A 22,849-nucleotide genomic window follows, 5' to 3' on the forward strand; every position below is an offset into this window, starting at 1 on the left:
CGAGAGGCGGGGGAGTGAGCAACAGAGACTACGAGGGCCAGCCGCTGACCGGCGACGCCGCCCTCGTGCGCACCAAAGCGCAGCACTACCAGGAGATCGGCCACGCGATCACTCGGTCGCTCAACACGATCGACCGACTGGCAGACGCCGACGACCAGCGAAGCAAGGCCGTCGAGGCGCTGCGCGGCTCGCTCAGCGATGTATCGCGCGACATCGGCAAAGCACAGCAGCGCTATGCCCTCACCGCAACCGCCCTGCTCGACTACTCCACCAAGCTCAAGCAGGCCCAAGACGACGCCGACACGGCCATCTCCGAGATCAACGCCGCGCGCTCAGCGCTCGACACCGCCGAGTCGACGCAGCGCCGTGCCGACCGGGCCGCCGACGAGCCCGACGCGGATGCCGCGGCGCAGACCGCCGCTCAGACCGCCGCCGACGAGGTCAGTCGCAAGCGCACCGCCGTCAGCACCGCGGTGCAGAAGTGGCACGCCGCGAAGGGCGACAAAGACAGCGCGGCGCAGGCCGCGAGCCGAGACATCAACGATGTCGTCAACGGCAAGGTCGGCGACCAGCTCAATGACAGCTGGTGGGACGACATCGGCAAGATCCGCGACGTGCTCAAGATCATCTGCGAGATCGCCGGGGTGCTTGCGATCTTCCTCTCGTGGGTGCCGATCCTGGGCGCCGTGCTCGTGGGGCTCGCGATCCTCGGCGCGATCATGGCGATGATCGACGCGGTCGTGAAACTCACACGCGGTGAGGGCGGCATCATGGATGTCGTGTTCGCAGCCGTCGGTCTGGTGCTCGCCGCATTCGGCGGCAAGATCTTCAGCTACCTCGGCAAGCTGGCGAAGTTCAAGGCCATGAACAAGGTCATGACGAAGGGCGACGACTTCTTGAACTCGAAGGCGTTCAAGAAGGTCTTCGGCGCCTCGAAGAACTCGTTCAAGAGCGGCGAGTACCGCAACCTGTTCAAGAACGGCAACAGCTTCAAGACGTTCCTCAGCGATGGGCTCAACCCCTTCAAGCTCGGGCTCGGCAAGGGCAGCACGTTCAGCGCTCGCTTCTCTGACGGATTCGCCACCGGCTGGCAGAACTTCCGCGGCAACCCGCTCGGCCTGAAGACCCTCGATCTCGACCTGACCGGCGACGCGTGGAAGGCCCTGTCGCGAGGCGGCCAGGTCACGCTCATGCTCGTCGACGGACGCAAGGTGCTGGGCACAGGGCAGACCCTCATCAACACGCTCACGCCGCTCGAGGTCTCGCTCAAGCCCGACTCGATCCTCAAGGACATCAGCGTCGGCATCGAGAACCGGATCACAGAACGGTGACCCCCGGCCGCCTCGAGATCCTCGACTTCGACTTCGATGTGCCGGAGGACTATTACCCGATCCCGCTGTTCGGTCACGACGACCTTGACTCCGAGCGCTGGGCGCGCGCGGTCATCGACGATGTGCGCGAGCGGGCGGATGCCGGGGCCACAGGCCAGATCATCGAGTCGCTCGCCGAGCTCCGCGACCGGCTGCTGAGCCGCGCGAACCCGCTGTTCACGGCCGTCGTTTCGGTGCGACCGCAGTTCACCATGACGATCGGGTGCCTCATCACGGTGCAGCAGCTCGAACTCGAACCGGATGACGGGCCTGACGAGCTGGAGCGTGCGCTCGCCGAGTCGGTCGAGACCATGCCGCTCGGCACGCGTTCGCGCGAGGCCGACTTCTGGCGCCTGCGCGGTGATAATCGCGAGGTGGTGGGCATGCTGCAGCGCCTCGAATACCTCGAGCCCGGTCAGGCGGAAGGGCATCTCGAGCAGCGCACGGTCTTCGGCGTCTTCCCCGACGGCGCCTCAGACATGCTTCACTTCACGTTCACCGTCTCCGACCTCGCGACGTTCGGCGACATGCGCGCCGAGACGCAGGCGATCGTCGACACGGTGACCTTCCGGCTCGGGGCGCTCGAATGACGCGAGCGGTGACGGTGGGGCAAGCCGATTTCACGATCGTGCTGCCCGGCACCTGGGTGAGCATTCCCCTCCACGACGCCGAGGCGGCCGATCGCGCGGTCGTCGCGCTCGTGAAGCAACGGGTCGGCCGCGACGATCGTCTCGCCACGGCGAGGAGACACGCTCGCGACCAGTTGCGCGACGTCGTGCAGCGGGCCCGCGCCGACGGTGCGATGCAGCTGGCACTGTCGCTCGAGATCCTGCCCGATGTGCCGTTCCCGGCATCCATGATCATGAAGTTCGTCCCGTGGTCGGATGCCGTCTCACCCGACGACCGGGTGAGCGATGCGCTGCGCAAGCAACTGCCGGGCGCCGAGGTGCTCGAACTCGAGCCCGGCCCGACTGCGCGCACCTGGCGTTCGGTGCAATTGCGCCCCGGCTCGGAGCCCGTGCCCGACCTCAAGCTCGAGTACCTGCTGCCCACTGCCGACGGCACGCAGTTGCTGCAGTTGGTCGCCGATGTGCCGGTCGAGTGCGACCCAGAACTGCTCGTGGCGCTCTTCGACGCCATCGTCGACTCGATCCGCTGGTACCGAGCGGATGCCGCGCCCAGTTCAGCGCCCGGCCGAAACGCCGCGCCCGAAGCCCAGCCCGAACCGGTCGAACGATGAGCGAGGCCAAGCGCCGTCGCGAGCAGATCGAGGCACGGTCGAAGCAGGCGCAACGTCGCAAGCAGCGAAGCGGTGCCGCGACCCTGCCGAAGCCAGGCCCGTTCATCTGGGGTGGGATCGCACTGCTGGCACTCGGAACGGTGGCCCTCATCATCGCGGCATTCGCCGGACTCCGAGGCGATGCGCTCACCACCGGCGATGCGTCGAAGCTCCTCAACAACGCCATCGCACTGCCCGGCGTGCTCTTCCTGCTGGGCGGAGTGCTGCTGTTCCTCGGCATCATGTTCCGTCGCGCCGCGTGGCAACTGCACCTCGAGCGAGGTTTCTTCGAAGGCGGCTCAGTGTCGTTCGAGTTGCGTCCGGTTCCGCTGACCGTGCACCTCGTCGGGCTCATCGTGCCGGTCGGCGTGTGGTCGCTCGTCGTGCTCGCGCCGGTGCTGGGCGCGCTCGCCGACGGCGGGCCGGCGGCGTGGGTGGCCGACGCCTCAGACGACTTCTGGGTGCTCTCCGCGTTCTACGGCTTCGTCGCAGCCGGATCACTCGGCGTCATGCTGGCATCGCTGCTGAAGAAGCTCGGATACGCCCTGTTCGCGCGGGACCGTTCGCCGCGTCAGCACGCAACGCCCGATCGACCGGCATCCGCTCAGCGATTCTGGCGGCTCGTGTCGGCACAATTCCGAGCCGAGAGCTGGCTGGGCTTCGCGGGGCTCGGGTTCGCAGGTGCGCTCCCGTTGCTCTGGCGCGACGCGGATGCCTCGGGTCAGCCGCTCGACGACACCGCCGTGCTCGTGTTCGCCCTCGTCGCGGTGCTCGCGACCGTCGCTGCCGCGATCGTCGCGCTCAACTCGTGGCGCTCCGGCGCCGAGCTCGGTTACGCCGAGTCCGTCGCCTGAGCATCTGGCACGGCGCACGCCTGTACCCCGCATTGGGGGACCGGCGCTCTCCACCTCCCCCTGCCGCCTCAGGCAGCGAAAGTTAGGCTCGAACAAGGCCGAATTCGCCACGCAGTCAGCGCGCGATCAGCACCCGTGCCGGCGCTCGAGTGGCATCGAACCGCAACGCACACCGCAGACGGTCGACGAGTATTTCCGGGGGGTCTCGTGGCGAGTCGTATGCCGTCGGCGCCGCCCGTGCTCTCCGGCTTCAGCTACGTGCGGCCGCTCGGCACCGGCGGCTTCGCCGACGTGTTCCTGTTCGAGCAGAACATGCCCAGGCGATCGGTCGCGGTCAAGGTGCTGTTGCGCGAAGTGGTCGATGACGACGTCATCCGCATGTTCAACTCCGAGGCGGATGTGATGGCGCGGCTCAGCGCTCACCCCTCGATCGTCACGGTGCACGCGGCGAGCATCTCAGCCGACGGTCGTCCGTACCTGGTCATGGAGTACTGCCCCGGTTCCGCCGCAGCCCGGTACCGCCAGGAACGGATGCCGCCGGCTGCCGCGCTGCATCTCGGCGTGAAGATCGCGAGCGCGCTCGAGACCGCTCACCGGGCCGGGCTGCTGCACCGCGATATCAAGCCGTCGAACATCCTCACCACGGAGTTCGGCGCCCCCGTGCTCGCCGACTTCGGCATCGCCACGTCGCTCGCCGGCGGGCGATCGGAGCAGCTCATCGCCATGTCGCTCCCGTGGAGCGCACCAGAGGTCGTCGACGAGCGCACGAGCGGCACCGTCGCGAGCGAGGTCTGGGGTTTCGGGGCGACCCTGTACTCGCTCATCGCCGGGCGGACGCCATTCGAAGCCCCCGGGGTCAAGCTGTCGCGCGATCAGCTTCGGGCGCGCATCCTCCGCGCGCGGTACCAACCGATCGACGGGGCCGCTGTCCCCGAGTCGCTCGACGCCCTGCTGCGCCGGATGCTTCAGCGAGACGCAGCAGCCCGGCCCGGAAGCATGTTGGAGGTCGCGCACGCCCTGCAGCTCGTGCAGTACGAGCTCGGCATCGCACCGACTCCTCTCGAGATCGCATCCGAGCAGTGGGCTGCGACCGCGGCACCCATTGATTTCGATGACACCGTGATGCGCGGCGCGACCATCTCCGAGGTCGAAGTCGATTCGGCGCGACGGCCCCGGTCGCAGCGGGCGTCGGCGCGGCGTGATCGCGGAGACGTCGACGAGAGCGGCACCGGCGGTGAGCCCGGTCGCAGTGGCCGACGCCGACGCGCGACGGTGGCGGGCTACGCCGCAGCCGGGCTGCTGCTCGCGGGAGCGGTCGGCACCGGCATCGCCCTCGTCACCGGGGGCGGATGATGCCCGGAGACCGTCTTCCGCCTGGGGGCGGAGCTCGTCTGGGCGGCGCCCCTCCCCGCCGCGGTGCCCTCGGTCGGCTCCTGCGACACCGCCTCACCGCGCCGGTCGCCGCCGCCACGGCCGTGCTCGTCGCCACGGGCGCAGCGGTGTTCGCGACCGGCTACGACGTGAAGAAGACCCCGCTCGAAGACGGCAGCGTGTGGGTGCTGCAGAGCGGTGACGGCAACCGCTACGCGCGAGTCAACACGGCGCTCGGCGAGCTCGATGCGGTGAAGACGGCGCCACGGCCGACAGCGCTCGCCCAGCATGCCGGTGCGGCGCTGCTCTTCGCCCAGAACAACGAACGCGTGGCGCGCATCGACCCGGCCAGGCCGGCCGATCTCAACGACGACGACGCCGCCTTCGCCGGCACACCGTCCGGCACGACGTCCATCAGCGCCGAGGGCGAATGGATCGGATACCTCACCGCTGAGGGTCAGGTCTTCGCCGGCCGCATCGATGGATCGGCGGATGCTGCGGCATCCGTCGACCCGGGCACAGGGATCGCGGCCACCGACGAACCGCAGCAGCCGACGGAGCAGTACCGCGCCGCAGCGATCGCCGTGACCGAGAACGGCAGGCTGTTCAGCTACTCGCCCGGTTCCGGCGCCGTGCTCGAGTACGACATCGCCGAGGAGCGGGTCGTCGCCGAGCACGCGGTGCCCGACGCTCCGGGGGCGATCCCCGGGTCCGACGCGGCTGAAGGCACGGACGACGGAGGTGCCGCAGACCCGACGGGCCAGAGCGGCTTGCAGCTCTCTGTAGCGGGCGACCGGTGGTTGCTGCTCGACAGTGCGACCGCCAGGCTGTGGGCGTCGACGTTGCCTCAACCGATCGAGACCGGCCTCGGCGTCGGTGCGATGCTGCAAGACGCCTCGCCCGATCGAGCACGGGCGCTTGTCGCCGACACCGCCTCGCTCCTCGAAGTGCAACTCGACAGCGGCACCCTGACGACCGTGTTCGGCGGCGCTGGGCGCCTGGGCGCCCCTGCTGCCCCCATCGTGGTCGGGGCCGAGCGGTATGCGGCATGGCTGCCCATGGCAGGCGCCGGCGGTGTCCTCTGGTCGAGCGTCGCCGGCCCGAGCACAGGCGACACGCAAGGCCGGCCCACTGCGAGCGAGGGTGGAACGGGAGCCGAACGGCGGCTCGACTACGCGGGTGCCACCCCGCCCCTCGAGCCGACGCCGGTGTTCCAGCGGAACGGCGGCACCGTCGTGCTCAACGATGTGCGCTCCGGCTGGACTTGGACCGTTCCAGACGGAAGGCTCGTCGCCGGTTCGCAGCGCTGGTCGCTCGACAACGATCAGCGTGAGGAGCGCGCCGACGACGCCGAGCAGGTCGCCGAGATCACCGATCCGCGACCGCCCGTCGCAGAGCCCGATGTCTTCGGGGCGCGACCGGGGCGTCTGACGCTGCTCCCGGTCCTCCTCAACGATCACGACGCCAACGGCGATGTGCTCGCCATCGCCGCCGACTCGCTCACCGGATTGCCCGCCGAGTTCGGCGAAGTGAGCCTCGTGGCCGACCAGCAGGCTGTGGCCCTCAGGCTCGCACCAGGCGCTCAGGGGAGTGCGACGTTCAGCTACTCCGTCACCGACGGCACGCGCGCCGATGGCCTTCGATCGGAGCCGGCCACTGTCACGGTGCACGCGCGCGGCGACGAGGAGAACGGCGCTCCGCAGTGGTGCGGAGTCGACGGCGCATCGGCCGAGGCATCGGGTGCAGCGGGAGTCGCGGAGTGCCTGCTCGACTGGCCTGAGCCGCAACTCCGCGCCGGGGGCACCGTGCGCGTTCCCGTACTGCACGGCTGGGTCGACCCCGACGGCGACCCGGTGTACCTGCACTCCGCGGTGAACCAGAGCGGGGTCGGCTCGGTGACGACGACCCCGGATGGGCGCGTCGTCTATCAGCATCCTGACCCTTCGGCATCCGACCCGATCTCGGTGACCATCGTCGTGCGGGTGTCCGACTCGCGAGGAGCGATCGCCGAGCGGCCGCTCGTGATGCAGGTGAGCCCGGTGCCCGAGCTGACGGCCGAGCCCTTCGCCCTCGCCTCGGTGGTCGGTCGCACCCTCACCGTCGACCCCATGCCCCACATCAGCGGAGAGTCCGGTCCGGTGGCGATCGCTTCCGCGAGCGTGCCCGACAGCGCTGCCGCGGCGGCATCCGTCACCGTCAACAGGGGCAGCCGCACCTTCGACTTCACCGCCCGCGAACCAGGCTCGTACCTGGTGAGCTACGTGGTCGGCGACGGCGTGAGCGAACTGGTCGCGCAGGCCCGGATCACGGTCGATGCGGATGCCGGTGCCCTCACGACGGCGCCCGTCACCGTCTTCGTGCGCCCGAAGACCGACACGAGCGTCGATGTGTTCTCCGCAGTGTCGAACCCCGCCGGGCGCGTGCTGCTGCTCAGCCAGGCGGTCACCGAAACCGCGTCCGGGGCGTCCCTCGATGTCGACGTGGTCGGCCAAGCGATGCTGCGCGTGCGAGGCAGCACCGCCGACGGTCAGCCGGGGCTGCTCGGCGTCGTGCGCTATACCGTCTCCGACGGGTCAGGTGACGCAGCGTTCACGACTGAGGGCGAGGCGACCGTCGTGCTGCTGCCGGCTCCGGTGCCACAGGCCCCCATCGCGGTCGAAGACGCCGTCACCGTGCGTGCGGGTGCCCAGGTCGATATCCGAGTGCTCGCGAATGACGTCGCGCCCGACGGAAACGTGCTGGTGCTGCACCCCGAGTCGATCGAGCGCGTCGGGGCAGACGGTTCCGGCAGCAGTGGCTCGGGCGATCCGGAATCGGCGGGGCTCGCCTTCGCCGCCGGCGAGACGCTGCGGTACCTGGCCCCTTCCGAGCCCGGCACCTACACCTTGCGATATGGCGTCTCTGTCGCCGGAGCCCCGCACCTCGCCGACACCGCCGATGTCACCGTGACGGTGCTGCCGCATGGCGAGAACCGCGCACCACGGCCGCGCACGCTGGTCGGCCGAGTGCTGGCCGGCGAGACCGTCGAGCTGCCGTTCTCGGCGTTCGGCGTCGACCCCGACGGCGACTCGGTGAAGCTCGATCGCATCATCTCCCAGCCGGATGCCGGCACAGCCACCATCTCTCCGACCGCGACCTCGATCAGGTACACGAGCGTGCGGGGCCAGCGCGGCGAGGTGCAGTTCGAGTACCGGGTGCGCGACCGGCACGGGGCGACCGGCGTGGCCGTCGCCCGCATCGGCGTGCTCGACGAGCAATCCGACCCGAGCCCGGTCACATTCAGCGACTACTACGAAGTCGTTGCGGGCGAGGGCAACCGGGTCGTCGTCGAACCCACGGCGAACGACCTCGACCCGACGGGTGGAGAGCTCACGCTGCTCAGCGTCGTCCCAGATGCGGCGATGGGCACCGACGAGTATCAGCAGGCGCTCGCGCAACTCGGGACGATCGACGAGGGCCGCGTCGAGCTGCTCGCGGGCGAGACGCCCGGCATCCGCAGTTTCGTCTACACCGCCGAGAACGAGCGGGGCGATGTGGCTGCTGGGCTCATCGTGCTGCGCGCGGTGCGTGAGGCGGTGCCCCAGTACCCGATCGTGGCCGACACGGTGGTCTCCTTCGAGCAGCGAGGCGATTTCGCCGGCGGCATCGATGTCGTGAGCGGCAAGGTGTCGTGGTCGGCGGGTGGCCTGACCGAACTGCGGCTGCGAGTGCTCGACACCGCCGCGGGCGACGCGGCCGGTGTCGCAGTCGACGGCTGGCGAATCAGCGGCACGGCACCCGACGAGGGCCTGCTGCTGCCGTTCGCCGTCACCGGCACGGCCTTCGACGGCACCGAGATGACGACGTACGGGTTCCTGCGCATCGCCGCCACCTCGGAGATCGTGCTGGCGCTCAAGTCAGACTTCGCCCCGCTCACGGTCGACGAGGGCGAATCGCTCGTCTTCGACATGGCCGATCTCGTCGCCTACCCGGCTGGCGAGCGGCTGGAGCTCGCGCGCGACGGCGTGCGCCCGTCAGGGCAGCGAGCCGGCGCGAGGTGTGCGGGGAGCAGCGGCACGCGTGTGGAGTACCGAGCCGGCCAAGGCGCTCCCTGGAGCGACAGCTGCACGGTGCCGGTGCGGCTCGACGGGCAGACCGAGTACACCGACCTGGTCGTGCCGCTCGCGGTCGTCCCGCCCGAGCCGCAGCCCGAGCTTCGACCCGCGTCGCTCACGCACAGCCCCGCCGCAACCCCGATCGAGTACGACCTGCGGCAGATGGTGGAGTGGAACGGGCGCGAGGACTGGCAATCGCTGCGGTTCATCGCCGAGTACTCGGGCGACCAGTTCACTGTCGAGCAGCGCGGGGCGACACTCGTGCTCTCGGCGCTCGACACGGCGTCGCCCGGTCGTGAGAACACCGTCGCGGTGCGGCTGCCGAGTCATCCGGCCGCGGCGCCCGCACTCATCACGCTCAAGGTCGGGCCGGCACCCACAGAGCTCCCCAAGGGCGGGACGACTGCCCGTGAGTGCAGGGCCTCGGAGGGCACGAGTTGCCTCATCGACGTCATCGGCGCCCCGGGCGAGGCGAACCTCTACCGCTCGACGCCGCTGCAGCTCGCGTCGGTGGAACCCGGCACATGCCCCGGCGTCACCTTCTCGGTCGCCGACAGCCGCCGGGTGAAGGCGACGTGGATGCCGGGAGCCCCGGGCGCGACCTGCGAGACGTCGTTCGTCGTGCGCGACGCACAGGGCAAGGTGAGCGCTGGCGAGCGGAACGGCTCGGTCACAGTCGACCTGCTCGGCTACCCGAAGGCACCGGCATCCGTCAGCCAGGTCGGGTTCGATGCCTCGACCGTGACACTCGCTGTCGCGCCGGGCGAAGCGTCTGCCGCGTACCCGGCTCTGCAGGGCTTCGCGATCTACAACGGATCGCGTCAGGTGGGCACCTGCAGCACCTCGGGCAATTGCGATCCGATTCCCGGCGAGCGGTACGACAACAGGCAGCGCTACACGGCCCGTGCAGTGAACGCGATCGGTGAGTCGCAGGCGACGGGCGCGATCGAAGCCTGGACGTATGTCGCACCCGCGGTCGGCGCGGTCGCTGCCGAATCCCGCTACGACTCCTCGGCGACCACGGCGTCGTCGGGCGCGGTCGAGCTCAGGATCGGCCAATCGGAGCCGCGCGCTGACCGCTACGCCATCAGTGGTGCGGCGGGCGCCCCTGCCGAAGTGCGCGCCGAGCGCCGCGGCGAGACGACCGTGCGCTTCACCCTCACGCCCGGCTCGCACGAGCTGACGGTGACCCCACTGAGCGACTTCCCCCTGCCGCCGGGGCGTGCACCATCGGCGTCGACCGCGACCGTCACCGTCCGGGCAGTCGGATCGCCCCTGATCGACGCCGCCGGCGTCTCGTTCTCGACCACCGAGAACTCGATCACGGTTCGAGGTGTGACCTTCGGCCGCAACAGCAGCGACCGGCCCGACGAGGTGCGCTACATCGCCACGCAATCGGGGATCGCCAGTTGTACGGTCGGGCGCGATGGGACCGGGCTGCAGGCGACGGCAGCCGGGCAGGTCTCGACCTCGCCAACGATCGGGTCGCTGGCGAAGCACCGCAGCTACACGGTGATCGCCTGCTACTCGAACGGGTACGGCGTCGCGCAGCAGACGCTCGGCACCGCAACGACGTGGGTGGCGCCCCCGGCGCCGGGCGACGGCACGTACCGGTACACCGTGACCGATCGAGGCGACCGCTACACCATCGATCAACCGACCGCCGCGACCGCGCCGCCGCAGGGGTTCGACGCGGTCTTCGAGAACTACGACGGCGGCTCGACCGTCTGGGGTCGTGACCCCGGCATCCGGGTCAAGTACTGCCTCGAAGGCGACCTCACCCGCTGCGGGCCGGCGTCGGCCGTCACCCCCGTGCAGGCGGACCGCGCATGGCAGGTGCGGATGCCGCAGGTCGACGTCACCTGTCGCGTCAGCGCCCCAGCCGGCATCGCCCTGAGTCTCACGGGCGGCGAGGCATCGCTCGCGGCCGCGACGCTCACCGCGTTCGAGGCGTACGTGCCCGACGCCGAGGGCGGTGGAGCGTGGGTCGCGGGAACCGACGAGTCGACCTGGCCCGCGGGCGCCACGCGAGTGCGGAACGTCCAGTGGAACCTGGCCTGGACCGCAGCCGCTGTTCAGGGCCTCGATGCCAAGGCGGGCACGATCGCAGCGGAGGTCGCATGCGCACCATGACCTCCATGGCCGGCCCGCCCGTCGCCTCTCACCTCCTGACGGCATGCACCCGCATCGCCCATCCCACCGAGAAAGCACCCACACGATGACCATCACCAGTCCGATGACGATCACGAACGAGCAGTCCTCCTGGTTCGAGTCGACGTTCGACGCGATGGCGAGCAACGTCGAACGGGCGGTGCTCGGCAAGCGGCACGTCATCGAACTCGCGTTCACGGCCATGGTCAGCGAGGGCCACCTGCTGCTCGAAGACTTTCCAGGCACCGGCAAGACTTCGCTCGCGCGCGCGATGTCGCAGACCGTGCAGGGCACCAGCAGCCGCATCCAGTTCACGCCCGATCTGCTGCCGGGCGACGTCACGGGCATCACGGTCTACGACCAGAAGCGCGGGGAGTTCGAGTTCCACCCCGGGCCGGTGTTCGCGAACATCGTCCTCGCCGATGAGATCAACCGGGCGAGCCCCAAGACCCAGTCGGCGCTGCTCGAGGCCATGGAGGAGGGTCGCGTCACGGTCGACGGCGTCACGCGGTCAACCGGGTCGCCGTTCCTCGTCATCGCCACGCAGAACCCCATCGAGCAGGCGGGAACGTACAGGTTGCCCGAGGCGCAACTCGACCGGTTCATGATGAAGACGTCGCTCGGGTACCCCGACCTCGCCTCGACGATCCGCATCCTCGAAGGCACCAGCGATATCCGTCACGACCTCGAACCAGTGATCACGCCCCAGGGCCTCCTCACGCTTTCCGAGCTCGCCCGGGCTGTGTACGTGCACCCGCTCGTGTACGACTACATCGCTCGCCTGATCGAGGCCACGCGCACGGCGCGACAGGTGCGCATGGGGTCGAGCGTGCGCGGGGCGCGAGCGCTCACCAAGGCGTCGAAGACCTGGGCCGCCGCGCACGGCCGGGTCTTCGTGACGCCCGACGACGTGAAGCGACTGGCCGAGCACGTGCTCGCCCACCGGATCGTGCTCGACCCCGAGGCGGAGTTCGACGGCGTCACGGCCGGCGCTGTGATCGGGCAGATCCTCATGGACACGGTGCCCCCCAGTCGGAGCGACATCGGGTGAGCCCCCGCACCGACAGCGACCTCGGCCGCACCGCCTCATCGACGACCTCGACGTCGACCTCGACCTCGACGGGCGGCTCGACGCGCACGCATTACGCGACCACGCGAGCCGGCGCGTTCGTCGAGACGGCGGTGCGGGGCGTGCGCACGTGGCAGCGTCTGCGTGACGCCGCGGGCGCTGCGCGGCGCTGGGTGGCGGGCACGGTGACGCCTATCGGCTGGTTGGCGCTGTCGGGAGCGTTCGTGCTCCTGCCGCTCGGGCTCGGGCTCGGCTGGACCGAGCTCGTGGTCGCCGGCGCCATCGGCGCTGCCCTCGTGCTGTTCGCCCTGCCGTTCCTCGCGGGAGGGCGCGCCTATGACATCCGCTTCGAGCTGCGGGCGGCGCGCGTGGTGGCGGGCGATGCCGCCGTCGGCGATCTCACGGTCACCAATGCATCGCGCACCGCTCAATTGCCGGGAACCGTCGAGATCCCGATCGGTGACGCCCTGACGGATGTCGCGGTGCCGTTCCTGCGAGCAGGCAACGCGCACAGCGATGAAGTGGTCGTGCCCACCGAGCGGCGCGGCGTGATCATGGTCGGGCCGGCGACCTCGGTGCGCAGCGATCCACTCGGCGTCTTCCGACGCGAGGTCGACTGGGCCGAGCCGCAGCGGCTGCACGTGCATCCGGTGACGACCGCGCTTGCGAGCACGAGCGCGGGCGTCATCCGTGACCTCGAGGGCAATCCGACGCGCCGCATCGTCGACTCCGATCTCTCGTTCCACGCGATTCGCGAGTACGCCACCGGCGATGGCCAGCGGCACATCCACTGGAAGTCGACGGCCAAGACCGGAACCCTCATGGTCCGGCAGTTCGAAGAGAGCCGGCGCTCGCGGATCGTCGTGATGCTCGCCATGAACGATGCGGAGTTCGGCGCCGACGAGGAGTACGAGCTCGCGGTGAGCGTCGCGGGGTCGCTGGGCGCCCGGGCCCTGCGCGACGGTCGGGAGCTCGCGGTGCTCGCGGGCGATGAGGTCCCCGAGTTCGCGCGCGCCAGCATCCGCTCGGTCCGCTCCCTCACAGTGCGCACGCCCGATCTGCTGCTCGACGAGCTGAGCACGGTCGAGCGCTCGCCGCTCGCCATGCCCCTCGCCGACGCGTGCGCGCTGGCCTCGCGCATCGCACCCGACATGTCGATCGTCTTCATCGTCTGCGGATCGGGGGTCAGCCCGAGGCAGTTGCGGTCGCTATCGCTCGCCTTCCCCGCCGATGCGGCCGTGGTCGCGGTGCTGTGCGATCCCGATCGTGAACCCTCGTTCCGCGAGCTCGCCGGCACCGGTGTCTTCACCATCGCCCTGCTCGATGATCTGCGGGCGCTGCTCGGCAGGAGGGCGCGATGAGCGAGCGGATGCCGCACGCTGCGACCTCCGCGGGTGCGGGGGAGCCGCCCGCGTTCCCCGAGGCGGCAGCCGGTGCTCGGCCGAGACGCTCTGCGAGTGGACGCGGCGCAGCGGTCGCACGAGCGCTCATCGCGACCGTGTTCGTCATTGCGCTCGCCGTCATCGCGCTCGCCACGGTGTGGCCGATCTACCGCACCGTGTGGCTCGTCGTCACGGCGGGAGGCGCGATGCTCGCCGGCGCAGCCATCGCCCTGACTGCCGTGCTGAGGCGCTGGCGCTGGCCCGCGGTGCTGCTCGCGATCCTCGTCGGGTACTTCGCGCTCGGCCTGCCGCTGGCCATGCCGCGCTCGCTGAGTTCGCCAGAGGAATCGCTGCGCGGGCTGGTCGAACTCGCTGCAGCGCCCGTGACCGCGTGGAAGCAGTTGGTCACGGTCTCGATGCCGGTGGGCTCGTACCACGCCTTGCTCGTTCCCGCGTTCATCCTGTTCCTCGCGGCGTCGGTCGTGAGCTTCCGCTCCGCCTGGCGCGGAAGGCTCCCGCTGCTGGTGGTCGTGCCCTGGCTGGTCGCGCAGATGTTCGGCATCGCGTTCGGAACGAGTGCGAGCAGCGAGTCGCTGCGGCTGGGTGCACTGGCGCTCCACGCCCCTCGGGAGGCGGCGCTCGGTGCGGCGGGGTTCGCGGTCGCGATCTGGTACCTCGCCTGGCACGCCCGTGACAGCCGACGCCGCGCGCTCGGCCGGGGTGCACGCCCGGCCGCACCCGGGCTTCCGGCCTCGGCTCCGGCTGTGAGAGTGCGCAAGCCTCGTGCCCCGCTCGGCGCCCGCCTTCGCCGCACCGCGCTCGCCGGGGTCGTGCTGCTGACCGCGATCGCGGTAGCGGTGCCCACCGCATCCGCCCTCAGCGCCTCCGCCACGCGTGATGTGCTTCGCACCGCGGTCGACCCCGCTGAGCATCTGGCGCAGCAGCCCAGCCCGCTCGCGGCGTACCGCGGTTCGTTCACCGATGACTGGTTCGATCGCGAGCTGTTCCGGGTGACCGGTGAAGGCGAGGTCGACAGGCTGCGCCTCGCGGTGCTGGGAGGGTACGACGGCACGCGAGCGTCCGTGGGTCTCTCGGCCGTCTCAGCCGGCCCGGACTCTCCGGACGCTCCGGCGAGCGAAGACCCGGGGATCCCCGCGCTCTCGGGGCAGTCATCCGTGTTCGAGCGCGTGCCCACTCATCAACGACCGGGTGACGGTGCACGGGCGACCCTCGACATCGAGATCCTCGGCTACGAGGGCGTGTGGATGCCGTCCGCCGGGCGACTGCTCGATGTGCGCTTCTCGGGCGACCGCCGCGACGCGCTCAGCGACGGCTTCTTTTACGATCACGCCGCCTCCGCAGCGGTGCAACTCGAACGCCTGCGTCAGGGCGACCGGTATCTGCTCGATGTCGAGCAGGCTTCCGAACCCGTGCGCCTGGAGGCTCTCAGCAATCCTCGGGCGCCGATGGGGGCCCTGGCCGAAGTGGTCCCGGAGTCGCTGAAGGAGTGGGTCTCCTCGCAACGGCTCGGAGACGACGCCGCCGCGCTCGCCGAGCTGATCTCGCGGCTGCGCGAGCGCGGCTACCGGAGCCACGCGCTCGAGCTTCCCGCCTCGGGCGCCGAATGGGCGCGCGCGCTACCCGGCTATCGGTTCGAGCCGAGTCTCGCCGGCCACTCCTCAGATCGAATCGATGCGCTGTTCACGGCGCTCATCGAGAAGCAGCGAAGCACAGAGGCGGTGTCGAATGAGCGCTTGGTCGCGGCCGTCGGCGACGATGAGCAATTCGCGGTGGCGGCGGCACTCATCGCGCGGCAGCTCGGTTTCGACGCGCGTGTGGTGCTCGGGTTCGTGCTCGACGGCACTGCGCGCACCGCGACCGGGGCGCCGGGCATTCCTGCGTGCGAAGACGGCGTGTGTCGCGGCGGCAACCTCACCGCTTGGGTCGAGGTCGGTGGTGCCGGTGGCGAGTGGGCAGCCGTCGACGCGACGCCGCAGGCCCGGCATCCGCTCGCACCCGACGACGACACGCTGCGCGACCCCCGCCTCGACACCGAGGTGGTTCCCGAGAACGCGAGGGAGCAGCGCCCGCCCCAGCTCGAGCCGAGCGGAGGGGATGAGCGCTCGCCGGATGCCGTCGACCCCGGGCTCGACCTGTCGTGGCTGTGGCCGGCGCTCACCGTCGCCGGCTGGACGCTCCTCGCGCTCGCGGTGCTCAGCGCGCCGTTCCTCAGCGTGATCGCCGCCAAGGTGCGCCGTCGACGCAGGCGGCGACGCGCGCCCGACGCTGCCTCGCGGGTCACCGGCGCCTGGGACGAGTACGTCGATCTCGCGGTCGACCACTCGCGAGCACGGCAGGGGGCGCTCACGAGGGAGGAGCTCGCGGTGCTGCACTCCAGCCCGCGAGCCGTGCAGATCGCCCGGCATGCCGACGCAGCCGCGTTCGCTCCGCCGGGCGCGGTCGGTCACGACCCTGCAGCGGTGTGGGCGCTGGTCGATGCTGAACGCGCCGAGCTGGCCGCATCCGCGGGAGCACGCGGAAGGCTGCGCGCGGCGATCTCACTGCGTTCACTGCCGCGCGGTCTGCGCAGAACCGGCTCGCACCGGCCTGTGCGGCGCTCGCTGCGTGCCGCTCGAACGAGCAGCCGTCGGCGACGCAGGGGAGCGTGAGCACGCCGGGTCGCCGAAACCCGGTACCGTACCGGGGTGCCTGACTACGGAATCGACTTGCGGTTGGTCTTCGGCTGGGTGCTGATCACGCTGGGCGTGCTCATCGCGCTGTACGTGTGGTCGTCGTTGGCGCTCTCTCGCCTCTTCGCGAAGCTCGGCGAGCCAGGCTGGAAGGCGTGGGTGCCGTTCCTCAACACCGCGGTGCTCTTCCAGCTCGGCGGCTTCTCGTGGCTCTGGGTGCTCACGCAGGTCTTCCCGCTGGTGAACCTGGTCGGCCTCGTGGTGTTGGCCATCGCGGTGCATCGCGTCAACGGCCGTTTCGGCAAGGGAGCGGGGCACACCGTGCTCGCGCTGCTGCTCTTCCCCGTGTGGGCGAGCGTGCTGGGGTTCGGCGGAGCGTCGCCGACCGGAGCTCTGCGCGCTCGCGAGGGGCAAGCCACCCAGGTGCGCATCGTCGGCGGATTCCAGGGCGCGTCAATGGATGCCGCTCGCTCGCCGTTCGAGCTGCGCCCCGTCGCGCCGTCTAGTGCTGCATCGCCGGCGGCCACGGCCACGGCGGCCGGGCACGGCTCGCCGACACTCGGGATGCTGCCCTCGACCGCGGCGCCCGGCATGCCGCAGCCCTCGCTGCCGCCTCGCCCTCCTGTGCAGCCGCCGAGCCGGACGGCGAACCCGTGGGCTCCGCCCGCCTCACCGGTGCTGCCCTCGCCTGCGCAGCCGTCTCAGAGTGCCCCGCAGGTCATCGAAGTGCCACTGAAGAGCCCTGTTGTCGAGCAGTCCTCCCCGTTCGAACAGCCCTCCGTCGCGGAGCAGTCCTCCCGAACAAGCGCCGCGACGGCAGCGCCTGTCCCGTCCGGTGCCCCCGACGGAGGCCTCGAACTCGACGATGAGGCGACCATCATCGTGGGACGAGCGGCTCCGGCATCCGTTGATGACGACTTCGACGCGACGGTCGTCGTGCCCCGGCGTTCGCTGTGGTCGCTCGAGACTGCGGATGGCACGCGCGTCGACCTCGAGAAGCCGGTGGTGCTGCTCGGTCGCAACCCCACCGCCGGTGAATCGAGCGACGCGCAGACCATCGCGCTCGACGACCACGACAAGACGGTGTCGAAGACGCACGCGCGCCTCGAGCTTCGCGCCGGCCGCTGGTACGTGGTCGATCTGCATTCGACGAACGGCGTCGCGCTCGTCGCGGAAGACGGCAGCGAGGTGCCGGTCGAGGTGAACGTGCCGACCGAGGTGACCGGTTCGTTCCGTCTCGGCGACTTCGAGGTGGCGATCCACCGGGCTCGCTGACGACGCGAACCGCCTACCATCGGCACGGTTGATCGGCGGAAGCCCGCGCCCACGGCAGTATTGAGTCATCCCCGTATTGGGGGTGCATCAGTCCGTGGGGCGCTGCTTGACTTGCTTTTCTGGAGTTCGTGTCCTGCCGCGGCGACTTTGGGGGAAGACGCCGCACCCGAGGTGAGGAGACCACACACCATGACATCCCTCACTGAAATTTTGATTCTGAGAGGCCTTGTGCCGATCGAGAGTCTCGATGAACTCACCGGCGACCGTTTCGCCGATGAGACCGCAGCGCTGCGCCTCGTCGAGAACGGCACCATCACTCCGGTGCAGTTCGCCTCGGCCCGCGCCGCGCAGCTGAACCTGCCCTTCGTCGAACTCGTCGACTACCCGGTCGAGACCGGCGCCATCGCCCTCGTGTCGAGTTCACTCTGCCGCCGCCACGAGGTCATGCCGCTTGCCATCGATGGCGATGAGCTCGTGGTCGCCATGGTCGACCCGGGCGACGTCATCGCCATCGACGATGTGCGCGCGGCATCCCGCATGAGCATGCGACCCGTGGTCGTCGAACGCGAAGACCTGCTCGCCGCGATCGACAAGTACTACCGAGCCGACGACGAACTCAGCGACCTCACCTCGGTGCTGCAGGAGGAGAACGCCGAAGACGAGGGCGAGGGTCCCGACGATCTCGACGACGACGCACCCATCGTGCGCTTCGTCAACCTGCTCATCGGCCAGGCGATCGCAGACCGCGCGTCCGACATCCACATCGAACCGGCTGAGAACGACGTGCGTGTCAGGTACCGCATCGACGGCGTGCTCCACGAGATGCAGCGCGCACCAAAGGCCATCCAGAACGGCGTGATCTCGCGGCTCAAGATCATGAGCGAGATCAACATCGCCGAGCGGCGCATCCCGCAGGACGGCCGCATGTCGGTTCGCCATTCAGGACGCACAATCGACCTCCGGGTGGCGACGCTGCCGACGGTGTGGGGCGAGAAGGTCGTCATGCGAATCCTCGACTCGTCGAGCACCTCGCTGCAATTGCAGGAGCTCGCCCTGCTCGAGCACAACTACGAGGCGTTCCGTCGGGCATACACCAAGCCGTACGGCATGATCCTCGTCACCGGCCCGACCGGTTCGGGCAAGTCCACGACCCTGTACACGACGCTCAACACGGTCGCGCGGCCTGAGATCAACGTCATCACGGTCGAAGACCCGGTGGAATACCGGATGCCGGGAATCAACCAGGTGCAGGTGAACCCCAAGGCGGGGCTCACCTTCGCCAGCGCCCTCCGATCGATTCTCCGCTCCGACCCGGATGTCGTGCTGGTCGGTGAGATCCGCGACCAGGAGACTGCGCAGATCGCCATCGAGGCCGCGCTCACCGGCCACCTGGTGCTCTCGACCCTGCACACCAACGACGCGCCGAGTGCAATAACGCGGCTCGTCGAGATGGAGATCGAGCCGTTCCTCGTGGGCTCCTCCGTCGACTGCGTCGTCGCGCAGCGCCTCGCGAGGCGACTGTGCGATCGCTGCAAGGAGGGCTACCAGCCGACTCCCACTGACCTGCTCCGCATGGGCTTCGCCGAGGGCGGTACAGCCACCGAGTTGGGCGAGTTCTTCCGCCCTGTGGGCTGCAGCCACTGCTCCAACACCGGGTTCAGGGGCCGCGTCGCGGTGCACGAGGTGATGACGGTGACCGAGGAGATCGAGCGGCTCGCGGTCGAGCGTGCGTCGGCGATGGAGATCGGCCGCATGGCGGTCAGCCAGGGGATGCTGACGCTGCGGCAAGACGGACTGGCGAAGGCCATGCTCGGCCTCACGAGTCTCGACGAGGTGCTCCGAGTCGTGGCGTAGAGCCGGCTCGGACGAGGAACGAACAGCAATGATGGGGGACGCGATGGATCAGCCGTTCGGCGAGCAGCCAGGGGGCTTCGCCTCACGCCGTGATGCTCGGCAGCGCAGCGATGAGTGGCAGGGCGGCGACGCAAGCGCAGGTGCCGGGTCAGCCGGATCGCCGTCCTCGCCCCCGCCGCCGCCGGCGTCGTACGTCGCGCCCTCGGCCCCGGTGCAAGACGCGCCATTCCTGACATCGCCGCTGCCCCGGATGCCGGCGGCGCAGCCCTCGCCGACATCGCCGTCCGAGCAGGTTGCGCAGCAGGCCCCGCCGTCCCCGCCCGTCAGCGTCCCGGGCCACGGCGTTTCGGCGAAGGCAGCGCCCGGGTACGGCTCGCAGCCGCCAGCCGCTCCGACAGCATCCCCTCAGCCCGTCGTGCAGCCGGCCGTGCCTGTGATGCCCGCCACCCCAGATCTCTCGGCAGCGCCCCCGCCCGCCTACAAGGCGGTCGAGATCGGCAGCGAATGGGACGAGGTGCGCAGCACCACCGAACCGTCGCTGCTCGAGGCGCTCGAGAAGGTGCTGCACGAGGGCGGTTCCGACCTGCACGTGAGCGCCAAGTCACCGCCCATGCTGCGCATCGACGGGTCACTTCGTCCGATCCCCGGCTCGTCGCCGTGGACTCGTGAAGAGACCGAGCGTGCCCTCCGCTCCATCGTCACCAACGAGCAGTGGAAGACGTTCCAGCGCGAACTGGAGCTCGACTTCGCCTACTCGATCTCGCCCAACGCGCGCTTCCGTGTGAACCTGTACCAGCAGCGCTCGGGCTACGGTGCGGCGTTCCGTCTCATCCCGACGACGATCAAGCCGCTCACCGAGCTCGGAGTGCCCGCAGAGATCTCAAGATTCGCCGGCCTCCCTCGCGGGCTCGTGCTCGTCACCGGTCCCACCGGTTCCGGCAAGTCGACCACGCTCGCGGCGCTCATCGATCTGGTCAACCGGCAACGCGCCGACCACATCATGACGGTCGAAGACCCCATCGAGTTCCTGCACAGCAACCACAAGTCGCTCGTGAACCAGCGCGAGGTGGGCGGCGACACGCACTCCTTTGCCGAGGCGCTCAAGCACGTGCTGCGGCAAGACCCTGACGTGATCCTCATCGGCGAGCTCCGTGACCTCGAGACCATTTCCGTGGCGCTGACCGCTGCTGAGACCGGGCACCTCGTCTTCGCGACGCTCCACACTCAGAGCGCCGCCCAGACGGTCGACCGCATCATCGACGTGTTCCCGCCGCACCAGCAGGGTCAGGTACGCAGTCAGCTCGCGTCGACGCTGCAGGGGATCGTCTGTCAGACGCTGCTGCCCCGAGCGTCGGGCAAGGGGCGCGCGGTCGGCACCGAGGTCCTCTTCGTCACGCCGGCCATCTCGAACCTTATCCGCGAGGGCAAGACCTACCAGATCGGGTCTGCCATGCAGGCAGGGCGCGAGCTCGGCATGCGCACCATGGACCAGCACCTCGCCGACCTCGTCAACGCCGGAACGGTCACCAAGGCCGCGGCACTCGACAAGGCCCACGACGTCGACACCCTGCAGCAACTCATCACGCGCATGGACGCCTCGGGCGACGGCAGCCCTCGCTTCGCCGACCCGTTCGAGCGGCACACGATGGGCGGCCACTGAGATGTCGACCCTGCTGACCTTCAGCTACACCGGCCGCAACGCCACCGGCAAAGTCGTCAAGGGGCGAGTGGATGCCGCGAGTGAGGCCGCCGTCGTCGCGCGGCTGCGCACCATGGGCCTCACCCCGATCGCGATCTCCGAGGCGGCATCCGGCGGTCTCAACCGAGAGATCACGCTTGGCGGCCTCTTCGAGAAGCGTGTCGATCTCAAAGATGTGGCAGTCATGAGCCGGCAGATGGCCACCATGGTCGCCTCGGGTCTTTCCCTGCTGCGCACGCTCACGATCCTTGCCGAGCAGACCGAGAGCAAGCCGCTCGCCGAGACTCTCGGCAAGGTGCGCGACGACGTGGAGTCGGGTGCTTCGCTCTCGCAGGCCATGGCCAAGCACGAGACCGTGTTCCCGCCAATCATGCTCAACCTCGTGCGTGCGGGTGAGACGGGCGGGTTCCTCGACTCGTCGCTCAACTCGTCGGCCGAGAACTTCGAGGCCGAGCTCAAGTTGCGGCAGACCATCAAGTCGGCGCTGACTTACCCGACGGTGGTGTTCTTCATGGCGATCGCCGCGACCTTCGCCATGCTGATCTTCATCGTGCCGGTGTTCGAGAAGATGTTCGCCGGCCTCGGCGGATCGCTGCCGCTGCCGACCCAGATCCTGGTGTGGCTCTCGCCCGTCGCCGTGTGGTCGGTGCCGTTCCTTGTCGTGGGCGGGCTCGTGTTCGCCGTGTGGTGGGGCAAGAACAAGCACACCGAAGCGGTCCGCAAGCGCGTCGACCCCGTGAAGCTCAAGCTCCCAGTGTTCGGGATGCTGTTCCGCAAGGTCGCGATCGCACGCTTCACGCGCAACCTGTCCACGATGATCGGCGCCGGGGTGCCGATTCTGCAGTCGCTTGCCATCGTCGGTCAAACCTCGGGCAACTGGGTGATCGAGCAGACCATGCTTCGTGTGCAGGAGGCGGTGCGGCAGGGGCGGTCGATTGCGGAACCGCTCGCGAAAGAGCCGACGATCCCGCCCATGGTCACGCAGATGATCGCGGTCGGTGAAGACTCTGGTTCGCTCGAGACGATGCTCGGCAAGGTGTCCGACTTCTACGACGCCGAGGTGCAGTCGACGACCGAGCAGCTCACCGCGCTCATCGAGCCGCTCATGATCGCGCTCATCGGTGTGCTCGTCGGAGGAATGATCGTCGCGCTCTACCTGCCGATGTTCAGCATGTTCGAGCTCGTGCGCTAGCAGAGCTGGCTGCGAAGGCGCCCCCGAATGCGGGTATTGCGAATACCGCTCAAAATATCGACCATCATGTAAGGGGGGCTTGTGTTCATTGGGGGGCTCCCTGTCATTCCATTACCCAGATAGACAGGACAATCACATGTTCACCAGCATCAACTCGGCCCTCGCCAAGAAGCGCAGCGAACTCGAAGAGCGCGAAGAGGGCTTCACCCTTATCGAGCTCCTCGTCGTGGTGCTCATCATCGGCATCCTCACCGCCATCGCGGTGCCCGTGTTCCTCGGTCAGCAGGACCAGGCGAAGGATGCAGCTGCGAAGTCAGACCTCGGAATCGCCAAGGTGGCGTACGTATCGGCGGTGACCAAGTATGAGGCCGTGCCGACCCTGGCACAGCTTCAGGAGTTCGGCTATGTGCAGTCTGATGGTGTGAGCCAAGTCGCGATCGGTGCGGCGAGCAACACCTCGACCTTCTGCCTCTCCGCAACCTCTGACTCGTCCGCCACGCCGACTTTCAAGATCACGGAGTCGACCGGCGCTGAACTCGGCACCTGCTAGTTCGTCGCCCGCGACGCGC

Annotated in this window: 14 protein-coding genes; all 14 read left to right on the top strand. The window is 69.4% G+C overall.

All coding sequences use genetic code 11. From position 1 onward, the window contains the following. Positions 1-14 precede the first annotated feature (14 nt). The 14 genes from ABV606_RS07710 to ABV606_RS07775 all read left to right on the top strand — a co-directional run bounded on the left by ABV606_RS07710 (position 15) and on the right by ABV606_RS07775 (position 22,830). Positions 15-1,331 carry a hypothetical protein gene (locus ABV606_RS07710; RefSeq protein ID WP_353987290.1) on the top strand — a complete coding sequence of 439 codons (1,317 nt, stop codon included), beginning with the start codon at positions 15-17 and terminating at the stop codon, positions 1,329-1,331. Next, positions 1,328-1,960 (top strand): hypothetical protein, encoded by a 633-nt coding sequence (locus tag ABV606_RS07715; RefSeq protein WP_353987291.1) that lies wholly within the window; start codon positions 1,328-1,330, stop codon positions 1,958-1,960. Before ABV606_RS07710 ends, ABV606_RS07715 begins: the two co-directional genes overlap by 4 nt. After that, positions 1,957-2,610: a hypothetical protein gene (locus ABV606_RS07720; RefSeq protein WP_353987292.1), complete on the top strand. Its 654-nt coding sequence runs from the start codon at positions 1,957-1,959 to the stop codon at positions 2,608-2,610. Before ABV606_RS07715 ends, ABV606_RS07720 begins: the two co-directional genes overlap by 4 nt. After that, positions 2,607-3,503, top strand: coding sequence for a hypothetical protein (locus ABV606_RS07725; protein WP_353987293.1), 897 nt, complete (start codon positions 2,607-2,609; stop codon positions 3,501-3,503). Before ABV606_RS07720 ends, ABV606_RS07725 begins: the two co-directional genes overlap by 4 nt. A 219-nt stretch (positions 3,504-3,722) precedes the next feature. Continuing rightward, on the top strand, positions 3,723-4,856 hold the full coding sequence (locus tag ABV606_RS07730; RefSeq protein WP_353987294.1) for a serine/threonine-protein kinase: 1,134 nt from the start codon (positions 3,723-3,725) through the stop codon (positions 4,854-4,856). Beyond that, positions 4,853-11,101 carry an Ig-like domain-containing protein gene (locus ABV606_RS07735; RefSeq protein WP_353987295.1) on the top strand — a complete coding sequence of 2,083 codons (6,249 nt, stop codon included), beginning with the start codon at positions 4,853-4,855 and terminating at the stop codon, positions 11,099-11,101. Before ABV606_RS07730 ends, ABV606_RS07735 begins: the two co-directional genes overlap by 4 nt. A gap of 103 nt (positions 11,102-11,204) precedes the next feature. Further along, positions 11,205-12,170 (top strand): AAA family ATPase, encoded by a 966-nt coding sequence (locus ABV606_RS07740; protein ID WP_281488596.1) that lies wholly within the window; start codon positions 11,205-11,207, stop codon positions 12,168-12,170. Beyond that, complete coding sequence (locus ABV606_RS07745) at positions 12,167-13,549, top strand: DUF58 domain-containing protein (protein ID WP_281488330.1); 1,383 nt, start codon at positions 12,167-12,169, stop codon at positions 13,547-13,549. Before ABV606_RS07740 ends, ABV606_RS07745 begins: the two co-directional genes overlap by 4 nt. After that, the gene (locus ABV606_RS07750; protein WP_353987296.1) at positions 13,546-16,239 is read left to right on the top strand and encodes a transglutaminase-like domain-containing protein; all 2,694 of its coding nucleotides are present in this window, start codon (positions 13,546-13,548) and stop codon (positions 16,237-16,239) included. Before ABV606_RS07745 ends, ABV606_RS07750 begins: the two co-directional genes overlap by 4 nt. A 36-nt stretch (positions 16,240-16,275) precedes the next feature. Further along, entirely contained in the window at positions 16,276-17,535 is a 1,260-nt protein-coding gene (locus tag ABV606_RS07755) for a DUF5684 domain-containing protein (RefSeq protein ID WP_353987297.1), read from the top strand. A gap of 189 nt (positions 17,536-17,724) precedes the next feature. After that, positions 17,725-19,389, top strand: coding sequence for a GspE/PulE family protein (locus ABV606_RS07760; RefSeq protein WP_353987298.1), 1,665 nt, complete (start codon positions 17,725-17,727; stop codon positions 19,387-19,389). 436 nt (positions 19,390-19,825) lie between these two features. Next, a complete protein-coding gene (locus ABV606_RS07765; protein WP_353987299.1) occupies positions 19,826-21,049 on the top strand; it encodes a type IV pilus twitching motility protein PilT in 1,224 nt (407 codons plus the stop codon). A 1-nt stretch (position 21,050) separates the two neighbouring features. Continuing rightward, positions 21,051-22,280 carry a type II secretion system F family protein gene (locus tag ABV606_RS07770; RefSeq protein ID WP_281488335.1) on the top strand — a complete coding sequence of 410 codons (1,230 nt, stop codon included), beginning with the start codon at positions 21,051-21,053 and terminating at the stop codon, positions 22,278-22,280. A 136-nt stretch (positions 22,281-22,416) separates the two neighbouring features. Then, positions 22,417-22,830: a type IV pilin protein gene (locus tag ABV606_RS07775; RefSeq protein WP_281488336.1), complete on the top strand. Its 414-nt coding sequence runs from the start codon at positions 22,417-22,419 to the stop codon at positions 22,828-22,830. The last annotated feature ends 19 nt before the right edge of the window (positions 22,831-22,849 follow it).

Origin of the sequence: Ruicaihuangia caeni, assembly GCF_040536845.1 — a bacterium.
Taxonomy (GTDB): Bacteria; Actinomycetota; Actinomycetes; order Actinomycetales; family Microbacteriaceae; genus Ruicaihuangia; species Ruicaihuangia caeni.